Consider the following 19507-nt stretch of genomic DNA (forward strand, 5'->3'; position numbering starts at 1 on the left):
TGCCATGCCAACCAAGGTTGGCATCTACCGAAGCATGTGATGCCAGCGCCGACCGGCTGGTTACTCGGCCGGCACCCGCACCTTGCCTTCCATCAGCACACGGGCGCTGCGGCTCATGATGGCCTTGGTCACCGTCCACTGGCCGTCAACGAGGCCGGCCTGCGCGCCCACGCGCAGCGTGCCGGAGGGATGACCGAAGGTCACCGCCTCCCGCTCGCCACCACCCGCCGCACGATTGACCAGGGTGCCTGGAATCGCTGCTGCGGTGCCGATCGCCACGGCGGCAGTTCCCATCATCGCGTGGTGCAGCTTGCCCATCGACAGCGCACGCGCATGCAGGTCGATCGCCGACGCCGGAATGGCCTTGCCGCTGGACGAAACGTAGTCCTGTGCCGGCGCCACGAAGGCCACCTTCGGCGTGTGCTGGCGGGTCGCCGCGTCTTCCAGGCTCTTGATCAGCCCCATGCGCAAGGCGCCGTAGGCGCGGATGGCCTCGAACTTCTGCAGCGCGGCCTTGTCTTCGTTGATCGCCGGCTGCAGCTCGGTGCCGCTGTAGCCCAGGTCGACGGCGTTGAGAAAGATGGTCGGGATGCCGGCGGTGATCATCGTCACCTCGAAGCTACCCACGCCGGGCACTTCCAGGGTATCGACCAGATTGCCGGTCGGGAACATCGCGCCCGCATCGCCGTCATCGGACGGATCGATGAATTCCAGCTGGATCTCGGCCGCCGGGAAGGTCACGCCGTCCAGCTCGAAATCGCCGATCTCCTGCACTTCGCCATCGCGCATCGGCACGTGGGCGATGATGGTCTTGCCGATGTTGGCCTGCCAGATGCGTACGGTGCACAGGCCGTCACGCGGTACCCGGGCCGGATCGATCAGTCCGTTGGCGATTGCGAACGGACCCACCGCAGTGCTGAGATTGCCGCAGTTGCCGCTCCAATCGACGAAGGCGGTGTCGATCGCCACCTGACCGTACAGATAGTTGACATCGTGATCCGGCACAGAGGCAGTGGAGATGATCACGCACTTGCTGGTGCTGGAGGTGGCGCCCCCCATGCCATCGGTCTGCTTGCCATACGGATCGGGCGAACCGATCACGCGCATCAGCAGCGCGTCACGCGCGGCGCCCGGCACCTGCGCGGCCTCGGGCAGGTCCTGCAGGCGGAAGAACACGCCCTTGCTGGTGCCGCCGCGCATGTAGGTGGCGGGAATTCGGAGTTGCGGAAGAAAATTCATCGTCGGATCCAAGCGTTTGGATTTCAGGAAATGTCTTGCATCAGTGCGTCAAGGCCACGATCAACGCACCACACCCGCATGACGTCCACGCGGTCCGGCAGATCGAGGTAGTAGACGAGATAGCGTTCAACGCCCGGAACCTGCATGAAGCGCAAGAGTGCCGGCAACTGTGCGGCGAGGTCGGCATGGCGGACGGAACCTGACGCAGGGAACATCGCAATACGTTGAAGCGTGGCCTCCAACTCGGCGAGAAAGCGCCGACCCAGCACCAGCCCCCCCCTGCCGTGCGAACCATAGCGCGGCATCGGCTGCGTCGGCTTCGGCCCTGGGCCTCCATTCAATCGCCTTCACGCTCCATCCTTTCGGTCAGTTCGCGACGCATACGCTCAAATGTGTCGGCTGTCACCGGGACGCCAGGCCCGGAAGCCAGCCCTTCGGCAATCAGCTGCTTGAGCAGTTCTTCGGCCTTGCTGCGCTGGCGCTGGCGGATCAGATCACGCACATAATCCGACGTGCTGGAGTAGCCGCCTTCGCGCACTTCCTCGTCCACGAACTGCTTGAGCGGGTCGGTCAGCGAAATGTTCATGGTGGCCATGAGACTCTCCATTGGCAGTTTTTGCCAAGTCAGTGTGCGCCCCACCCTCGAGTCGGACAAGCCCGCCCCCGGGCCTCCGGGGGCAGGCATTCAGTCGGCTATCACGCCACCCTGGCGCCTTCCAGGAAGTCCTGGGCGAAGCGCTGCAGCACGCCGCCGGCTTCGTAGATCGCCACTTCCTCATCGCTGTCCAAGCGGCAGGTAACCGGCACCGTGACGTCCTGGCCGTCGCGGCGATGGATGACCAGGGTCAGCTCGGCACGCGGGGTGCGCTCACCGATCACGTCGAAGGTCTCGGTGCCATCGATACCCAGGGTCAGGCGGGTGGTGCCCGGCTTGAACTCCAGCGGCAGCACGCCCATGCCGATCAGGTTGGTACGGTGAATCCGTTCGAAGCCTTCGGCCGCGATCGCTTCCACGCCGGCCAGGCGCACGCCCTTGGCGGCCCAGTCACGCGAGCTGCCCTGGCCGTAGTCGGCACCGGCGATGATGATCAGCGGCTGCTTGCGGTCCATGTAGGTCTCGATCGCTTCCCACATGCGCATCACCTTGCCTTCCGGCTCCACGCGCGCCAGCGAGCCCTGCTTCACGCTGCCATCGTCGTTGCGCACCATCTCGTTGAACAGCTTCGGATTGGCGAACGTAGCGCGCTGCGCGGTCAGGTGGTCACCGCGGTGGGTCGCGTAGGAATTGAAGTCCTCTTCCGGCAGGCCCATCTTCGCCAGGTACTCACCGGCGGCACTGGACGCCAGGATCGCGTTGGACGGCGACAGGTGGTCGGTGGTGATGTTGTCCGGCAGCACCGCCAATGCGCGCATGCCAGACAGCGTACGCTCACCGGCCAGCGCGCCTTCCCAGTACGGCGGACGACGGATGTAGGTGCTCTGCGGGCGCCAGTCGTACAGCGGGCTGCCCGCCGCACCGTGCTCCACGCGCACGTTGAACATCGGGTTGTAGACGCGGCGGAACTGCTCCGGCTTCACCGAGGCCTTCACCACCGCGTCGATCTCGGCGTCGCTCGGCCAGATGTCCTTCAGGCGCACCTCGTTGCCGTCGGTGTCCACGCCCAGCACGTCCTTCTCGATATCGAAGCGCACGGTGCCGGCGATGGCATAGGCGATCACCAGCGGCGGCGAAGCCAGGAAGGCCTGCTTCGCATACGGGTGGATGCGGCCATCGAAGTTGCGGTTGCCCGACAACACGGCGGTGGAATACAGGTCGCGGTCGATGATTTCCTGCTGGATCTTCGGGTCCAGCGCGCCACTCATGCCGTTGCAGGTGGTGCAGGCGAAGGCGACGATGCCGAAGCCGAGCTTTTCCAAGTCCGGCAGCAGGCCGGCCTCTTCCAGGTACAGCTGCACCGCCTTCGAACCCGGCGCCAGCGACGACTTCACCCACGGCTTGCGCAGCAGGCCACGCTCGTTGGCCTTGCGCGCCAGCAGTGCGGCGGCGATCACGTTGCGCGGATTGGACGTATTGGTGCAGCTGGTGATGGCGGCGATGATCACCGCGCCGTCGGGCATCAGCCCCTGCGCCTGCTCGGCCTTGCCCGCTTCCAGCTTGGCTTCGTCGGCGATGCCGCGCTCGGCCAGTTCGGCCACCGGCAGGCGGCGATGCGGATTGCTCGGCCCGGCCATGTTGCGCACCACGGTCGACAGATCGAAGCGCAGCACGCGCTCGTATTGTGCGGTGGCCAGGTCATCGGCCCAGAGGCCGGTGGTACGGGCGTAGTTCTCCACCAGCGCCACCTGCGATTCCTCGCGGCCGGTCAGGCGCAGGTAATCGATGGTCTGCCCGTCGATGTAGAACATCGCGGCGGTCGCGCCGTACTCCGGGCACATGTTGGAAATGGTGGCGCGGTCACCGATGGTCAGTGCCGCGGCACCCTCGCCGAAGAATTCAAGCCAGGCGCCCACCACGCGTTCCTTGCGCAGGAACTCGGTCAATGCCAGCACCACGTCGGTCGCAGTGATGCCGGGCTGCGGCTTGCCGGTCAGCTCGACGCCGATGATGTCCGGCAGGCGCATCCACGAGGCGCGGCCCAGCATCACGTTCTCTGCTTCCAGGCCGCCAACACCAATCGCGATCACGCCCAGTGCATCCACGTGCGGGGTATGGCTGTCGGTACCCACGCAGGTATCCGGGAAGGCCACGCCGTCCTGCACGTAGACCACCGGCGACATCTTCTCCAGGTTGATCTGGTGCATGATGCCGTTGCCCGGCGGAATCACGTCCACGTTCTCGAACGCCAGCTTGGTCCAATCGATGAAGTGGAAACGGTCTTCGTTGCGGCGATCTTCGATGGCGCGGTTCTTCTCGAACGCCTGCGGATCGAAACCACCGCACTCCACCGCCAGCGAGTGATCGACGATCAGCTGCACCGGCACCACCGGATTGACCTTGGCCGGGTCACCGCCCTTGTCGGCGATCGCATCACGCAGGCCAGCCAGGTCGACCAGTGCGGTCTGGCCGAGGATGTCGTGGCAGACCACGCGTGCCGGGAACCACGGGAAGTCGAGGTCGCGGCGGCGCTCGATCAGCTGCTTCAGCGAATCGCCAAGCGTAGCCGGATCGCAGCGACGCACCAGGTTCTCGGCCAGCACGCGCGAGGTGTACGGCAGGGTGGCATAGGCGCCAGGCTGGATCGCATCGACAGCGGCGCGCGCGTCGAAATAGTCCAGCGTGCTGCCGGGGAGGTTCTTGCGGTAATCGGTATTCATGGGCTGGCGGAGTGCTTGAGGCGGGCCGGGTGCCGGCGGTGCGGCGGCGAAAGCATCCGGCCGGCACGGGGCCGGCCGGATGGGTACAGCAGGGGGATCAGACGCGCTTGTCGATGGCGACGAAGTCGCGGTCTTCCGGACCGATGTAGTTGGCGCTCGGGCGGATGATCTTGCCGTCGATGCGCTGCTCGACGATGTGCGCGCTCCAGCCGGCGGTGCGGGCGATCACGAACAGCGGGGTGAACATCGCGGTCGGCACGCCCATCATGTGGTAGCTGACGGCACTGAACCAGTCCAGGTTCGGGAACATCTTCTTGATGTCCCACATCACCGATTCCAGGCGCTCGGCGATGTCGTACATCTTCATGCTGGACTGTTCTTCGGACAGCTCGCGGGCCACGTCCTTGATCACCTTGTTGCGCGGATCGGAGACGGTGTAGACCGGGTGGCCGAAACCGATCACCACTTCCTTGCGCTCGACGCGAGCCTTGATGTCTTCCTCAGCTTCATCCGGGTTGTCGTAGCGCTTCTGCACTTCGAACGCCACTTCGTTGGCGCCGCCGTGCTTCGGGCCGCGCAGCGCGCCGATGCCACCGCAGATCGCGCTGTACATGTCGCTGCCGGTACCGGCGATGACGCGGCAGGTGAAGGTCGAGGCGTTGAACTCGTGCTCGGCGTACAGGATCAGCGAGGTGTGCATCGCCTTCACCCACGATTCCTGCGGCTTCTCGCCGTGCAGCAGGTGCAGGAAGTGGCCACCGATCGAGTCATCGTCGGTTTCCACGTCGATGGCGCGGCCGTTGTGGCTCCAGTGGTACCAGTACAGCAGCATCGAACCGAGGCAGGCCATCAGCTTGTCGGCGATGTCGCGCGCGCCCGGATGGTTGTGGTCGTCCTTCTCCGGCGCCACGCAGCCGAGCACGGACACGCCGGTGCGCATCACGTCCATCGGGTGTGCCGACGGCGGCAGTTCTTCCAGCGCCGCCTTCACTGCTGCCGGAATGCCGCGCAGCGACTTCAGCTTGGCCTTGTACGAAACCAGCTCGGCGCGGGTCGGCAGCTTGCCGTGCACCAGCAGGTAGGCGATTTCCTCGAACTCGCTGGTGTTGGCCAGGTCCAGGATGTCGTAGCCACGGTAGTGCAGATCGTTGCCACTACGGCCCACGCTGCACAGCGCGGTGTTGCCGGCGGCGGTGCCGGACAGGGCGACGGACTTCTTCGGCTTGAAGGTCGGGGTTGCGGTCGTATCGTTCATGTTTCCCTCCGAAAACTTGATGGTGCAGGGTACTGCTTATTTCTTGGCGGCGAACAGTGCATCGAGCTGTTGCTCGAACGCGTGGTAGCCGATGCGGTCGTAGAGTTCTTCGCGGGTCTGCATGGTGTCCACCACGTTGCGCTGGTGGCCATCGCGGCGCACCGCCTGGTAGACGTTCTCGGCGGCCTTGTTGGCGGCACGGAACGCCGACAGCGGGAACAGCTGGATCGCGACGCCTGCCGAGGCCAGTTCATCGCGGCTGAACAGCGGGGTGGCGCCGAATTCGGTGATGTTGGCCAGCACCGGCACCTTCACCGCGTCGACGAAGCGGCGGTAGGTGTCCAGGTCGTAGGCAGCCTCGGCGAAGATGCCATCGGCACCGGCCTCGACACAGGCGATGGCGCGCTCGATAGCCTTGTCCACGCCGTCCACCTGGATGGCGTCGGTGCGCGCGATCAGGAAGAAGTCCGGATCGGTCTTGGCATCGGCGGCCGCCTTCACCCGGTCGACCATTTCACCCTGCGAGACGATCTCCTTGCCCGGGCGGTGACCGCAACGCTTGGCGCCGACCTGGTCCTCGATGTGGCAGGCGGCCGCGCCGGCCTTGATCAGCGATTTCACGGTGCGCGCGATGTTGAACGCGCTCGGGCCAAAGCCGGTGTCGATGTCGACCATCAGCGGCAGATCGCAGACATCGGTGATGCGGCGCACGTCCACCAGCACGTCTTCCAGGGTATTGATGCCCAGGTCCGGCAGGCCCAGCGAGCCTGCGGCAACGCCGCCGCCCGACAGGTAGATGGCACGGAAGCCGGCGCGCTTGGCCAGCAGGGCGTGGTTGGCGTTGATCGCGCCGATCACCTGCAGCGGCGATTCGGCAGCCAGCGCCTCACGGAAGCGGGCACCGGCGGAGAAAGGGGCGGAAGCGGTCATGCGGCAATCCAGGTTGAAGAACGGATGGGTAGGCGCAAGCACCATGCCAAGCTGCAAGCGATTGATTTCACGGGGATGACCGACACGCAACCGCGAAACAAATGAAACATTGAAACAGATGTATCATGAAATACCCCGTCTGAACCCGCCGCCATGTACCTGCCCCGCTCGCCCCTGCGCCATGCCGATGCCGACCCCGGCCGCCCGGTGATCTGGACGGTCAGCGTCTCGCGGCTGACCGGCCTGCTCGGCGACGTCATTCCCGAGTTCGACCGCCGCGCGCGCATCGAACAGATCAACCTCGGCTTCGAGGAAGCGGTGGAGGTGATCGGCCAGCGCCTGCGCCGCGAGCATTGCGATGTGGTGATTGCCGGCGGCTCCAACGCCGCCTGGCTGCGCGGCCGGTTGGAGCTGCCACTGGTGCCGATCCAGGCCAACGGCTTCGACCTGATGGAAGCACTGGCCCGTGCCCGCCGCATCGCCAGCCGCATCGGCCTGGTCACCCACGCCAGCGACGTGCCGGTGTTCAGCAACTTCCAGCAGAGTTTCGGCCTGGATATCGAGCATCGCCGTTTCGTAACCCGCGAGGATGCGCGCGACTGCATCGCCGATCTGCGCGCCAACGGCATCGAAGTGATCGTCGGCACCGGGATGGCCATCGACCACGCCGAACAGGCCGGCCTGCCCGGCGTGCTGCTGTATTCGGCCGACTCGGTGCGGCAGGCGTTCGAACATGCGCTGGAACTGACCCAGACCCTGGCACGTTCCAGTGGCAATCGGCCTAGCCCACGCCGGCGCCCGGCAGCGCGTGCCGATGCGCATGAACTGCTCGGCGACAGCGACGCGATGGCGCGGGTGCGCGCGCAGATCGCGCTCTACGCCCCACATGACAGCACCGTGCTGGTCAGCGGCGAAACCGGCACCGGCAAGGAACTGGTCGCGCGGCAGCTGCACGCCGCCAGCGGCCGCCGTGGACGCTTCGTGGCACTGAACTGCGGCGCGATCAGCGAATCGCTGCTGGAGGCGGAACTGTTCGGTTACAGCGACGGCGCCTTCACCGGCGCACGCCGTGGCGGCCGTGTCGGCCTGGTCGAAGCCGCAGACGGCGGTACGCTGTTCCTGGATGAGATCGGCGAACTGCCGCTACCGCTGCAGACCCGCCTGCTGCGCGTGCTGGAAGAACGCGAGGTACTGCGTGTCGGCGCCACCGAACCGACCCCGGTGGACCTGCGCGTGGTGGCCGCCACCCTGCAGTCGCTGGAACAGCGCGCGGCAGCCGGCAGCTTCCGGCGCGACCTGTATTACCGCCTGGCCGCGCTGCGCATCGCCCTTCCGCCGCTGCGTGCGCGGCGCGCGGATATCCCCTTGCTGGCACAGCACTTCTTCCGCCAGCTGCGCGGCATCGATGCCCCCCTGGATGAGGATGCGCTGGCGATACTGACCGCCGCCAGGTGGCCAGGCAACGTGCGCGAACTGCGCAATCTGGTGGATCGTCTGCGCATCCACTGGCAGCCGGGCGAAGGGCTGATCGATGCGGCGCGCCTGCTGCAGCTGGCGCCCGAACTTGTGAATGAGGGCATTGCAGCATTGCCGGTGGAAAGCAACGGCAAGCGCCCACCGCGTGCGCAGTTGGAAACGCTGTTGCAGGAACACCGCAATGATCGCGAGGGGATGGCGCAGGCGCTGGGCGTCTCACGCACCACGCTATGGCGCTGGCTGCGCGCGGAGGGGTTGTAACCACTCGTTGCCTGGTGGGTGCGAACCTTGGTTCGCACCGCTCTTCCGTCAAGCATCTCATCCACGCATGGCGTGGATCTACCTGGCCAGCAGCAGCTCGATTTCCTCCACCTGCACCACCGGCACCTGCCACGGGTGATGCGACACGATGCCCTGTTCGAAGACGCGCTGCAGCCGCTGCGCGTCGCGTGGCAGGCAGAATTCCAGGCGCACGCTGTCGACCACTTCGGTGCGACCCGCCTCACCCTGCACGGGCGACGCACCCACGCGCGGGCGGAACTGCTCGAACCCCGGCGCCGACCACCACATCCCGTGCTCGTAGTCGCCGGCCGCCAGCGCGTCCACCGCGAGGATGCCCTGCTTCACTGCATCCAGTGCTGCCGACGGCACGAACACCACCACACGGTACAGCGGCAGGCGTTGCATCAGGTTGCCTTACGGGTACAGCAGGCGCTTGCTCCAGCGCCCTTCGGCACCGGCTTCATAGCACCAGCGTTCGTGCAGGCGGAACTGCGCGCCGTACCAGAACTCGATGCGATCGGGCACCACCCGCAGGCCACTCCAGCCGTCCGGGCGCGGCACGTCCTTGCCCTCGAAGCGGGCTTCGATCTCGGCCACGCGCGCGTCGAATTCCTCGCGCGTCGCCAGCGTCTTCGACTGCTGCGAGGCCCAGGCGCCGATCTGGCTCATGCGCGGGCGGCTGGCGAAATAGGCGTCGGCCTCGGCATCGGCAACCTGCTCGACACGGCCTTCGATGCGCACCTGGATGCCGGCCTCGCGCAGGCTGCGCCACAGGAACAGCAGCGCGGCCTGCGGATTGGCCTGCAGCTCCTGGCCCTTGTGGCTGTCCAGGTGGGTATAGAAGACGAAGCCACGCTCGTCGAAGGCCTTCAGCAGCACGGTACGCGCCGAGGGACGGCCCTGCGTATCGGCGGTGGCCACGGTCATCGCATTCGGCTCGACCTCGCGGCTCTGCTTGGCCTCGTCGAACAGGCCGGCAAACGTGGACAGGGCTTCGGTGTACAGGTCGCTCATGATTGCGTTCTTCTCACACGGATTGGGCTATTGTGGCTTCATGGCCGCTGCTGCGTATATGCTCCAGGTGAAAGGATTCCCCGAAACATTGGCCGAACAGGCGCTGGATGATGCGCTGGGCAGCGGTGCAGCGATTCCAGTATTGGCGATCAGCGGCCTGCAGGGGAGCGGCAAATCGACGCTGGCCGCGCAGGTGGTGGCGCGCGCCCAGGCACGCGGCCTGAACGCGGCCACGCTGTCGATCGATGACGTCTACCTCACCCGTGCGCAGCGCCAGCGACTGGCCCGCCAGGTGCATCCGCTGCTGATCACCCGCGGGCCGCCCGGCACCCACGACCTGCCGCTGGCCCACGCCGTGCTGGACGCGGTGGCCGCACTCCAGCCCTTCGCGATGCCACGATTCGACAAGCTGGCCGATGAACGCCTGCCCGAGGCTCAGTGGCCGCAGCTGCAGCAGCCATTGGACCTGCTGGTGTTCGAAGGCTGGTTCCTCGGCACACCGGCGCAGGATGACAACGCACTGGACAGCCCGCTGAACGCACTGGAGCGCGAGGCCGACGCCGATGGCCGTTGGCGCCGCTGGTGCAACCAGGCGCTGGCCCGCGACTACCCGGCGTTGTGGCAGCGCTGCGACCGCCTGTGGTTCCTGCAGCCGCCGGATTTCTCGGTGGTACCACGCTGGCGCTGGCAGCAGGAGCAGAACCTGCAGGCCGCGCAGCCGGGCCGGCACGGCATGAGCCGGCCACAGCTGGAGCGCTTTGTGCAGTACTACGAGCGGGTCAGCCGGCAGGCACTGCGCGCCCTGCCCGCCCTGGCCGACCACGTGGTGGTGCTGGACGGCCAGCGCCAGGTGCAGGACGTACGCTGAGCACGCCTATTCCACCAGGAAGGTCACCCGCAGATTGACCCGCCATTCGGTGATTTCGCCGTTGCCATCGGTCACCACCTTGGTTTCGTTGATCCAGGCGCCCTGGATGCCCTTGACCGTCCCGGACACCTTCTTCAAGCCACTGCGCACGGCATCCTCCACGCTCTTGGGCGAGGACGCATTGATTTCGATGACCTTGGCGACCGTCATGGCTGCTGCTCCGTCAGGCGCGGGAAACCCCGCAGGAACCCACACCGTGACGTGAAGAACGTAAAGGCCAAGGCACGGAGGTGTTAGGATCAGAGGGGCATGAATCCTGCTCCGAACCTGATCCTGATCGGCCCGATGGGCGCCGGTAAAACTTGCATCGGCCGCCGCCTGGCCGAGCGCTTCACGCTGGACTTCGTCGATGTCGACCAGGCCATCGTCGATGCCGCCGGCGCCAGCATCCCGACCATCTTCGAGCACTCGGGTGAAACCGGCTTCCGCAGCCATGAGCGCGAAGCCTTGGCCCGTGTGCTGGAAGGCCGCGGCCAGCTGGTCTCCACCGGTGGCGGCGCCGTACTGGATCCGGACAACCGTGCGCTGATCGCCCGGCGCGGCTTCGTGGTCTACCTGCGGGTCAGCGTGGCCGCGCAGCTGGAACGCCTGGCCCGCGACAAAGGCAGGCCACTGCTGCAGCGCCCGGACCGCGAGCAGGTGCTGCACGATCTGGCTGCTCACCGCGACCCGCTGTACCGCGAACTGGCCGACCTCACCCTTGATACCGACCCGTATACCGCTGCCGACGCGACCGCCCACCTGGTGGTCAAGCTGGCCACGCAATGGCAGCGCCAGGACCTGACCGCATGACTTCCCCCGCCCTGCTGCAGGTCGCCGTTGGCGGCGACCGCCCCTACTCCATCACCATCGGCGCTGGTGCCCAGGCCGACGGCACCGCGCTGGCCTCGCATGTGCGCGGCCGCCACGTGCTGCTGCTCAGCGACAGCGAAGTGGCTCCGCGCTACCTGGCAGCCGTGAAGCAGACGCTGCTGGCCGCACGCCCCGACCTGATCGTCGGCGAGCACGTGCTGGCCGCCGGCGAAGCCTCCAAGACCCTGGCCGAATTCGGTCGTGCGATCGAAGCGCTGGCCGCGCTCGGCGCCACCCGCGACGCCTGCGTGTTCGCCCTCGGCGGCGGCGTGGTCGGTGACCTCGCCGGTTTCGCCGCCGCCTGCTGGATGCGCGGCGTGGACTGCGTGCAGCTGCCGACCACCCTGTTGGCGATGGTTGATTCATCGGTGGGCGGCAAGACCGCGGTCGACATTCCGGCCGGCAAGAACCTGGTCGGCGCGTTCCATCCGCCGCGCGCGGTGATCGCCGATACCCGCGTACTGACCACCCTGCCGCCGCGCGAGCTGCGCGCCGGCCTGGCCGAAGTGGTGAAGTACGGCGCGCTGGGCGATGCAGTGTTCTTCGAATGGCTGCAGCAGCATGCCGATGCACTGCTGGCCGGCGAGGATGCGGTACTGTCCGAAGCCATCGCGCGCAGCTGCCGGCACAAGGCCGCCATCGTCGAGCGTGATCCGTTCGAGAAGGGCGAGCGTGCCCTGCTCAACCTCGGCCATACCTTCGGCCATGCCATCGAGACCGAACAGGGCTACTCGGCCCCGGGCCGCGATGCGCTGAACCACGGCGAAGCGGTGGCGGTGGGCATGGTGCTGGCGGCAACGCTGTCCACCGACCTGGGCCTGGCCGACGATGCCGACCGCGTGCGCCTGCAGGCACTGCTGGAACGCCTCGGCCTGCCGGTGGCGATCCCGGCGGGGCTGGACCCGCAGGCCCTGCTCGGCCGCATGCGGCTGGACAAGAAGAACGTGGCCGGCCGCCTGCGCCTGGTGCTGTGGCGTGGCATGGGCCGCGCCGAAGTGGTGCCGGACGTGGATGAGGCGGCGGTGCTGAAGGTGCTGTCGGTCCGGTAGTGCCGGCCGCTGGCCGGCAATCCTGCCGCGCAGCCTGGTAGTGCCGGCCGCTGGCCGGCTTCCCCGCTCATGACGTTGCCGGCCAACGGCCGGTACGACCGCGTTGCGGCCGGGGTCACCCTGGCCCCGCTACAATCGGCGCCATGCACGTCTACCTGCAACATCCCGACGCCGGTGCGCAGGCACCGCGCTTCCTGCGCCTGAGCCTGCAGCCGGATCTGTTCGGCGGCTGGGAACTGCTGCGCGAGAGCGGCCGCGTCGGCAGCCGCTCGCAGCTGCGGCGCGAGCTGTTCCTGCAGGCCGACGAAGCCCGCCATGCCTTCGAGAAGGCCCGTGATGCCGAACTGCATCGCGGCTTCCAGATTCTTCCGCACGGCGACTGACTGCGCCGCTGCCCACTTTCGTCCAAGGAATGCTCATCGTGACCAGCCCTCTCCGCAACGATCGCCTGCTGCGCGCCCTGCGCCGCGAACCGGTGGACTGCACCCCCGTCTGGCTGATGCGCCAGGCCGGACGCTACCTGCCGGAATACCGCGCGACCCGGGCCAAGGCCGGCAGCTTCCTGGCCATGGCCAAGAATCCGGAGATTGCCTGCGAGGTTACCCTGCAGCCGCTGCGCCGCTTCCCGCTGGATGCGGCCATCCTGTTCTCGGACATCCTCACCATTCCCGATGCGATGGGCCTGGAGCTGTACTTCGTCGAAGGCGAAGGCCCGAAGTTCCGCCACCCGGTGCGTGATGAAGCGGCCATCGCCAGGCTGGCGGTGCCGGACATGGAACAGGACCTGGGCTACGTGATGGACGCGGTGCGCCTGATCCGCCATGAGCTGGACGGCCAGGTGCCGCTGATCGGTTTCTCCGGCAGCCCGTGGACGCTGGCCTGCTACATGGTGGAAGGCGGCGGCAGCAAGGACTTCGCGCGGATCAAGGCGATGGCACTGAACCATCCGCAGGCCCTGCACCGCCTGCTGGAGGTCACCACCGAGGCGGTGATCGCCTATCTCGGCGCGCAGCGCGCGGCCGGTGCACAGGCGCTGCAGGTATTCGATACCTGGGGTGGCGTGCTGTCGCCGTCGATGTACCGCGAGTTCTCGCTGCGCTACCTGCAGCGGATTGCCGAGGGCCTGGAGCGCGGCGAAGGCAACGAGCGCACCCCGCTGATCCTGTTCGGCAAGGGCACCGGCCTGCATCTGGAAGCGCTGTCGCAGACCGGTGCCGATGCGCTGGGCCTGGACTGGACGCTGGATCTGGACGAGGCGATGCGCCGCACCGGCGGCCGCGTCGCCCTGCAGGGCAACCTCGACCCGACCACCCTGTACGCCTCGCCGGATGCGATCGCCGCCGCTGCAGCACGCGTGCTCGACACCTATGCCGCCGGCAACGGTGGTTCGCGCGAGGGCCATGTGTTCAACCTCGGCCACGGCATGTCGCCGGACATGGACCCGGCGCACGTGCAGGTGCTGGTCGACGCGGTGCACGCGCACAGCCAGCGCTGAACAATGCCCATGCGGTTGCGGCGCGATGTTGATCGCGCCGTGACCCGCAGTGCGCGATCATGGCGTCCCCCACGCTGCACCGGCCGCACCCCATGTCCACATCGCCATCGACCTACAACCGCCAGCGCCCCCTGCTGTGGCTGGTTTCGTTGGCGATCTTCATGCAGATGCTGGACTCGACCATCGTCAACACGGCCTTGCCGGCGATGGCGGCCAGCCTGGGCGAAAGCCCGCTGCAGATGCAGTCGGTGGTGTTCAGCTACGCGCTGGCGGTGGCCACTTTCATCCCTGCCTCCGGCTGGATTGCCGACCGCTACGGCACGCGTCGTACCTTCCTGGTAGCGATCATCCTGTTCACCCTCGGCTCGCTGGCCTGCGCGCTGGCCCAGCACCTGCACCAGCTGGTTGGGGCACGTGTGCTGCAGGGTATCGGCGGTGCGATGCTGCTGCCGGTCGGACGCCTGGCAGTGATGCGTTCGGTGCCGCGTGAGGATTTCCTGCGCGCGATGAGCTTCATCGCCATTCCGGCACTGGTCGGCCCGTTGATCGGCCCCACGTTGGGTGGCTGGCTGGTCGAGATCGCATCGTGGCACTGGGTGTTCCTGATCAACCTGCCAATCGGCGTGATCGGCTTCATCGCCGCGATGAAGATCATGCCCGACCACTACGCCAGCCATCGCACCCGTTTCGACCTGCGCGGCTACATCATGCTGGCCTTTGCGATGGTGGTGCTGTCGCTGGCGCTGGACGGCATCTCCGGGCTCGGTACGCCACATGCGCTGGTGATGCTGATGACCGTGGCCGGCCTGGCCGCACTGGTCGGTTACTGGCTGCATGCCGCCAACTCCACCGCGCCCTTGTTCTCGCTGGCCCTGTTCCGCGTGCCCAGCTACCGCATCGGCATCCTTGGCAACCTGTTCTCGCGCATCGGCAGCAGCGCCATGCCGATGCTGATCCCGTTGCTGCTGCAGGTCGGCCTGGGCCTGGGCCCGATGAACGCCGGCCTGATGATGGTGCCGGTGGCGGCGGCCGGCATGGTGTCGAAGAAGCTGGCGGTGAAGCTGGTCGAGCGCTACGGCTACCGCCGCGTGCTGATGGTCAACACCGTGCTGGTGGGCCTGGCGATGGCCAGCTTCATCCTGATGACACCCGGCCAGCACCTGGCCTGGCGCCTGCTGCAGCTGGCGTTCTTCGGCGCGGTCAATTCCCTGCAGTTCACCGTGATGAACACCGTGACGCTGCGTGATCTGGATCGCGAGTTCGCCAGTTCCGGCAACAGCCTGCTGTCAATGGTGATGATGCTCGCCGCCGGTTTCGGTGCCGCGGCGGCCGGCAGCCTGCTGGCCGCGTTCGGCAATCACCTGGACAGCAACAGCGCCACCGCGGCACTGCATGCGACGTTCCTGTGCGTGGGCGCGATCACCCTGACCTCGACGATGATCTTCTGGCAGCTGCCGGACACCAAGCCGGAGCCACGGCAGGTCGAGCACGTCGCGGAGTGAGGGGGTTCGGCAGGGTTGCACCCTGCACCCGCAGAGGCCCAACCCGAAGCAACAGCAACAGCAACAGCGAGCATTCCGTGGGATGGCGGGGCAGTGTGGGCTTGCAGGACACGCCGTAAACCCGTCCATGGGGGCTCGATGGCGCCATCCATGGCGCCAACGGTCCTGCAAGCCCACACCGCCCCACCTCTGACAGGTTCACGCGGCTGTGGGTAACGGCGACTGTTGGAACGCGCGGTTGTTGGTAGGTGTCGACCTTGGTCGACACATCTGTCAGATATCGAATTCCAGATTGGGGTCAGAGCCCGTTGCGCGCCAACGGGATCCGACCCCGTGCTCCGACAGATCGCGGAAAACTGTCGAAGGCGGGGTGGGTTCGGTTGTGGGGGCGTGAGCCGCATGGGCCCGAGGCATGCCTCGGGCGAGTTGGGCAGGAGGCCCAACCCCGGTCTTGCCGTGTGCGCAGGACAGCGCACACGAGCAAGCGGCGACCGAGCTTACATGGACGTACTTGCAGCGTCCCCCGCAACCGGACCCACCCCGCCATCCCACGGATTGCACGCTTTTGACGTTGACGTTGCTTCTGCAGGTGCAGGGCTGCAAGCCCTGCAGTAATCCCTACCTTCCCATCACCCTGGCAATCGCTTCCACCAGCAGTTCCCCGGTCACCGGCTTGCGCAGGAAGCCACCGATGCCGGCCGCCTCCACCTGCTGCTGCAGGTCCGGGTCGGTACGTGCGGTCACCGCCAGCAGTGGCAGCATGTAGCCCTGGTTGCGCAGATGCTGGGCCAGCTCGAAGCCGCTCAGGCCCGGCAGGTCGAGATCCAGCAGGCCGACGTCGAAATCACCGGCACTGATCTCACGCAGTGCCGCCAGCGCATGGCCCGCATGTACCACCTCGTGCCCGCGCGCACTCAGCAGCCCGCGTACCACATCGGCCACAGTCGCGTCGTCCTCCACCAGCAGTACCCGCAATGGCGGCATGTTGGCCGCGTCCTCGCGGTGCGTTTCACCATCTGCTTCGGCATCGGCATCGACCACCATCGGCAACGGCAACGTCACGCCGAAGCAGGTGCCGCGACCGAGCTGGCTCTCCACCTGGATCCGCCCCTGCATCGCATGCGCCAGTTCGCGGCAGATCGCCAGGCCCAGGCCACTGCCGCCGTACTGCGCCGCGGTACGTGCACCATCGGCCTGCTCGAAGCGGCGGAACAGGCGTTGCTGTTGCTCCTGGCTGATGCCGGGGCCGGTGTCGCGCACTTCGAAATGCAGCGATCGCAGCTCGGCGTCGCTGCGCGCGTGCAGGGTGATGGTGCCGCGGCTGGTGAACTTGACCGCATTCGAAAGCAGGTTCAGCAGGATCTGCCGTACCCGCATCGCGTCGCCGGTGGCCTGCAGGCCGGGCGGCAACTGGTTGTCGAGGGTGAAGCGCAGGCCCTTCTGTGCAGCCAACGGGCCCATCAGCGCCGCCAGGTCCTGCAGCAGGCAGCTCAGCGCGAACGGCTTGGACTGCAACTCCAGACGGCCCGATTCGATCCGCGCCAGGTCCAGCGCATCGTTGACCAGATGCAGCAGGTGCTCGCCGGCGTGGCGGATTGATTGTGTATAGCCGCGCTGCTGCGGATCCAGCGGTGAGGACAGCAGCAGCTCGCTCATGCCGAGCACACCGGTCATCGGCGTGCGGATCTCATGACCAAGGTTGGCCAGGAAGCGGGTCTTGGCCGCCGACGCCTGCTCGGCCAGCTCCTGCTTGTGCAGCGCCAGCTGATAGGCGTGGCGACGCTGCAGGCGGCGACGGTACAGCCAGGCGAACCAGCTGGTCAGCAGCAGCGCGAACGAGGCCAGCACCAGCAGGCCGGACAGGCTGCGCCACCACGGTGGCTGCACGCGGAATTCCAGGCTCTGCACCCGTGACCAGACATGGTCGGCCGACCGCGCCTGCACTTCCAGCCGATAGCTGCCCGGTGCCAGCCGCGAGAACAGGCGCTCACCGGCCGGTCCCACTTCCACCCAGTCCGGGTCATAGCCGGCCAACCGGTAACGATAGGTATTGGACGCCGAATCGGCGAACGACAACAGGCGCGCGACGATGCGCAGATCGCGGTCGCCATCGGCGATCTGCAACGGCGTGTCGTGGGTGAGGTCCAGCACCTGCTCGTTGCGGCGCACCTCCACCCGCTCGATCACCAGCGGCGCACGCCGCATCGAGGGCCGCACCTGCTCCGGGTCGAACACCACCACACCGGCCGGCGTACCCGCCACCAGATGGCCGTCTCCCGACATCACCAGCGTGTGCTCGCGGAATTCCTGGCTCGGCAGGCCGTCATGCACGCCATACAGGCGCACGCTCTGGCCATCGGCGCCGATGCGCACCAAGCCACGCGCGCTGGTTGCCCACGCCACCCCCTGTGCATCGACCACCAGCCCCGAAGCGGAGATCGCCGGGTAGCCCTGCTCGGCACCGATCACGGCCTGCCGCTGCAGCCGGCCCTGGCTCCAGCGGTAGCGCGACAGGCGGCCATCCTCGGACAGCCAGACCTGGCCATCGCTGCCCACGTGCAGTGCATGGATCGCGGTCGCCGGTGCGCCCGGCACCGGCTGGAAGCGCTCGCTTTCCGGCAGCCACTGCAGCAGGCCTCGGCTGCTGGCCAGCCAGATATGGTCCTGCGGCCCGCATTCCACATCGAGATTGAGCTGGCCCTGCTGCAATCCGCGCTGGCCATTGTCCAGCTGGCGCCGCAGGCGCCCATCCAGATCGCGCTGCTGAAGACCCGACGGCAGCATCAGCCAGAGGCTGTCACCATCACAGGTCATCATCGATTCGATGACCCCTTCCATGGTCGCGTCGGCGCCGGCATCCCGGCCCCAGCGGCGCAGATCACGCCGCTTCGGGTCGTAGCGCAGCAGCGCGTCGTTGGAGCCGATCCAGACCTGGCCGCGACGATCCTCGCGCACCGAGGTCAGCCAGTGCATGCCGTTGCCCCAGGTGCGGTGCTGTTCGATGCGGCCGCTCTTCGGATCGAAGCGGTCCAGCGCGCCGTGGCTGCCGACCGTCCAGATGCCGCCGTTGCTGGACGGGCTGGTACCCAGCACGAAGGCATTGCGCAGCGAGCGCGGGTCGTCCTCCAGCCGCGACAGCACCGAGAACTGCCACCAGCGCGGCAGCAGGTGCCACAGGCCGGCGTTGGTGCTGGCCAGCCAGATGCCCCCCTCGCGATCCTCGTAGGCGCCGGTCCAGTTCGGGCGTACCGGGCCACGCGCCACCGCGCTGTACAGCGGCACGGCCTGGTACTGGCCATCGACCGCGCGGCCAAGGCCGGTGCGGGTGTCCAGCCAGTGCCCGCCCTGCTCGTCGCGCAGCATCATGCCCAGCACCTGTTCGCCTTCGGGCAGCTTCCAGGACGGTGCCTCGAAACGACCATCGGGACGACGCACGATGGCACCGGCCATCGTGCTGATCCAGAGGCTGCCATCGGGCTCGGCCGTCAGGCCATTGATCAGCAGGCTGGGAACAATGCCGGCCCCAACCCGTTCAAAGTCCGTGCCGGTCCAGCGCGCGACACCATGCTTGGTGCCGATCCACAGGCTGCCATCGGCCAGGGTTGCCAGATAAGGCACCGATGCGGCGGGCAGGCTGCGTGGGTTGTTCGCTTCGGGCAGGAAGCGCTGCAGCCGGTCCTGGTTGTCCAGGCGGTACAGACCACCTTCGTGGGTGCCGAACCAGACTGAACCATCCGGCGTGGTGGCCAGGCTCCAGACCGTGTTGGTGCCCATCAACGGCTGGCTGCTGCGGTCGTAGAAATGCAGCTGGCGGCGATCGGCCGACATCCGCACCAGACCGGCGTTCTCGGTGCCGATCCAGAGCTGGTTGCGGGCATCGACCAGCACCGTCCAGATGCGGTTGTCGCGCAGGCCGTCTTCCGAGCGCCAGATCCGGTAGTTGCGCCCGTCGTAGCGGGCCAGACCGTCGTTGGTGGCGATCCAGAGGTAACCGTAACGATCCTCGGCCATGCGGTTCACGGTATTGGACGGCAAGCCGTCGAACACCGTCACCTGGCGCGGGCTCGGTGGCACCGGCTGCGCCGCAGCGGGCGACAGGCAGCACAGGAGGACCAGCAGCAGCATCGCCGCCCGCAGATACACCACCGATTGCCTCCTCACGCTGCTTCT

17 protein-coding genes are annotated in these 19507 nt (G+C 67.2%); 7 read left to right on the forward strand and 10 right to left on the reverse strand.

Annotated elements, in window-relative coordinates:
- Positions 1-60 precede the first annotated feature (60 nt).
- From prpF to prpB, 6 genes are all read right to left on the reverse strand, one after another.
- On the reverse strand, positions 61-1239 hold the full coding sequence (gene prpF / locus ACZK3J_RS17040) for a 2-methylaconitate cis-trans isomerase PrpF (protein ID WP_478476089.1): 1179 nt from the start codon (positions 1237-1239) through the stop codon (positions 61-63).
- A 23-nt stretch (positions 1240-1262) separates the two neighbouring features.
- On the reverse strand, positions 1263-1544 hold the full coding sequence (locus tag ACZK3J_RS17045) for a type II toxin-antitoxin system RelE/ParE family toxin (protein ID WP_414577081.1): 282 nt from the start codon (positions 1542-1544) through the stop codon (positions 1263-1265).
- Positions 1545-1576: 32 nt separating this feature from the next.
- Positions 1577-1834, reverse strand: coding sequence for a type II toxin-antitoxin system ParD family antitoxin (locus ACZK3J_RS17050; protein ID WP_019338677.1), 258 nt, complete (start codon positions 1832-1834; stop codon positions 1577-1579).
- Between the two features lie 101 nt (positions 1835-1935).
- The gene (acnD, locus tag ACZK3J_RS17055; protein ID WP_478476090.1) at positions 1936-4554 is read right to left on the reverse strand and encodes a Fe/S-dependent 2-methylisocitrate dehydratase AcnD; all 2619 of its coding nucleotides are present in this window, start codon (positions 4552-4554) and stop codon (positions 1936-1938) included.
- Between the two features lie 97 nt (positions 4555-4651).
- Positions 4652-5809: a bifunctional 2-methylcitrate synthase/citrate synthase gene (gene prpC, locus ACZK3J_RS17060; protein WP_014038133.1), complete on the reverse strand. Its 1158-nt coding sequence runs from the start codon at positions 5807-5809 to the stop codon at positions 4652-4654.
- 36 nt (positions 5810-5845) lie between these two features.
- A complete protein-coding gene (gene prpB / locus ACZK3J_RS17065) occupies positions 5846-6739 on the reverse strand; it encodes a methylisocitrate lyase (RefSeq protein WP_049401429.1) in 894 nt (297 codons plus the stop codon).
- Between the two features lie 153 nt (positions 6740-6892).
- Between prpB and prpR the strand changes: the two genes are divergently transcribed.
- Positions 6893-8476, forward strand: coding sequence for a propionate catabolism operon regulatory protein PrpR (gene prpR / locus ACZK3J_RS17070; protein ID WP_277778662.1), 1584 nt, complete (start codon positions 6893-6895; stop codon positions 8474-8476).
- Between the two features lie 78 nt (positions 8477-8554).
- On the opposite strand, the gene ACZK3J_RS17075 is transcribed toward prpR, so the two are convergent.
- Together ACZK3J_RS17075 and pdxH are read right to left on the reverse strand one after the other, a co-directional pair.
- Entirely contained in the window at positions 8555-8902 is a 348-nt protein-coding gene (locus ACZK3J_RS17075) for a YqfO family protein (protein ID WP_478476091.1), read from the reverse strand.
- Between the two features lie 9 nt (positions 8903-8911).
- Complete coding sequence (gene pdxH, locus ACZK3J_RS17080) at positions 8912-9511, reverse strand: pyridoxamine 5'-phosphate oxidase (RefSeq protein WP_478476092.1); 600 nt, start codon at positions 9509-9511, stop codon at positions 8912-8914.
- A gap of 40 nt (positions 9512-9551) precedes the next feature.
- Between pdxH and ACZK3J_RS17085 the strand changes: the two genes are divergently transcribed.
- On the forward strand, positions 9552-10379 hold the full coding sequence (locus ACZK3J_RS17085; protein ID WP_478476093.1) for a kinase: 828 nt from the start codon (positions 9552-9554) through the stop codon (positions 10377-10379).
- A gap of 6 nt (positions 10380-10385) precedes the next feature.
- Here ACZK3J_RS17085 and ACZK3J_RS17090 read toward each other — a convergent pair whose 3' ends face one another.
- Positions 10386-10589 carry a dodecin family protein gene (locus ACZK3J_RS17090; RefSeq protein WP_012511846.1) on the reverse strand — a complete coding sequence of 68 codons (204 nt, stop codon included), beginning with the start codon at positions 10587-10589 and terminating at the stop codon, positions 10386-10388.
- 99 nt (positions 10590-10688) lie between these two features.
- Between ACZK3J_RS17090 and ACZK3J_RS17095 the strand changes: the two genes are divergently transcribed.
- The 5 genes from ACZK3J_RS17095 (at position 10689) to mdtD (ending at position 15337) form a co-directional block, all read left to right on the forward strand.
- A complete protein-coding gene (locus ACZK3J_RS17095) occupies positions 10689-11231 on the forward strand; it encodes a shikimate kinase (protein WP_134951195.1) in 543 nt (180 codons plus the stop codon).
- A complete protein-coding gene (gene aroB / locus ACZK3J_RS17100; RefSeq protein ID WP_149909227.1) occupies positions 11228-12340 on the forward strand; it encodes a 3-dehydroquinate synthase in 1113 nt (370 codons plus the stop codon). The genes ACZK3J_RS17095 and aroB overlap by 4 nt, the downstream gene beginning before the upstream one ends.
- Positions 12341-12483: 143 nt before the next feature.
- Positions 12484-12723 carry a WGR domain-containing protein gene (locus ACZK3J_RS17105; RefSeq protein ID WP_478476094.1) on the forward strand — a complete coding sequence of 80 codons (240 nt, stop codon included), beginning with the start codon at positions 12484-12486 and terminating at the stop codon, positions 12721-12723.
- 29 nt (positions 12724-12752) lie between these two features.
- Positions 12753-13835, forward strand: a complete 1083-nt coding sequence (hemE, locus tag ACZK3J_RS17110; protein WP_478476095.1) for a uroporphyrinogen decarboxylase — start codon at positions 12753-12755, stop codon at positions 13833-13835.
- A gap of 92 nt (positions 13836-13927) precedes the next feature.
- Positions 13928-15337, forward strand: a complete 1410-nt coding sequence (gene mdtD / locus ACZK3J_RS17115; RefSeq protein WP_010482759.1) for a multidrug transporter subunit MdtD — start codon at positions 13928-13930, stop codon at positions 15335-15337.
- 618 nt (positions 15338-15955) lie between these two features.
- On the opposite strand, the gene ACZK3J_RS17120 is transcribed toward mdtD, so the two are convergent.
- The gene (locus ACZK3J_RS17120) at positions 15956-19483 is read right to left on the reverse strand and encodes a hybrid sensor histidine kinase/response regulator (RefSeq protein ID WP_478476096.1); all 3528 of its coding nucleotides are present in this window, start codon (positions 19481-19483) and stop codon (positions 15956-15958) included.
- Positions 19484-19507 lie beyond the last annotated feature (24 nt).

It is taken from the genome of Stenotrophomonas sp. 86428_Sma, assembly GCF_056481585.1.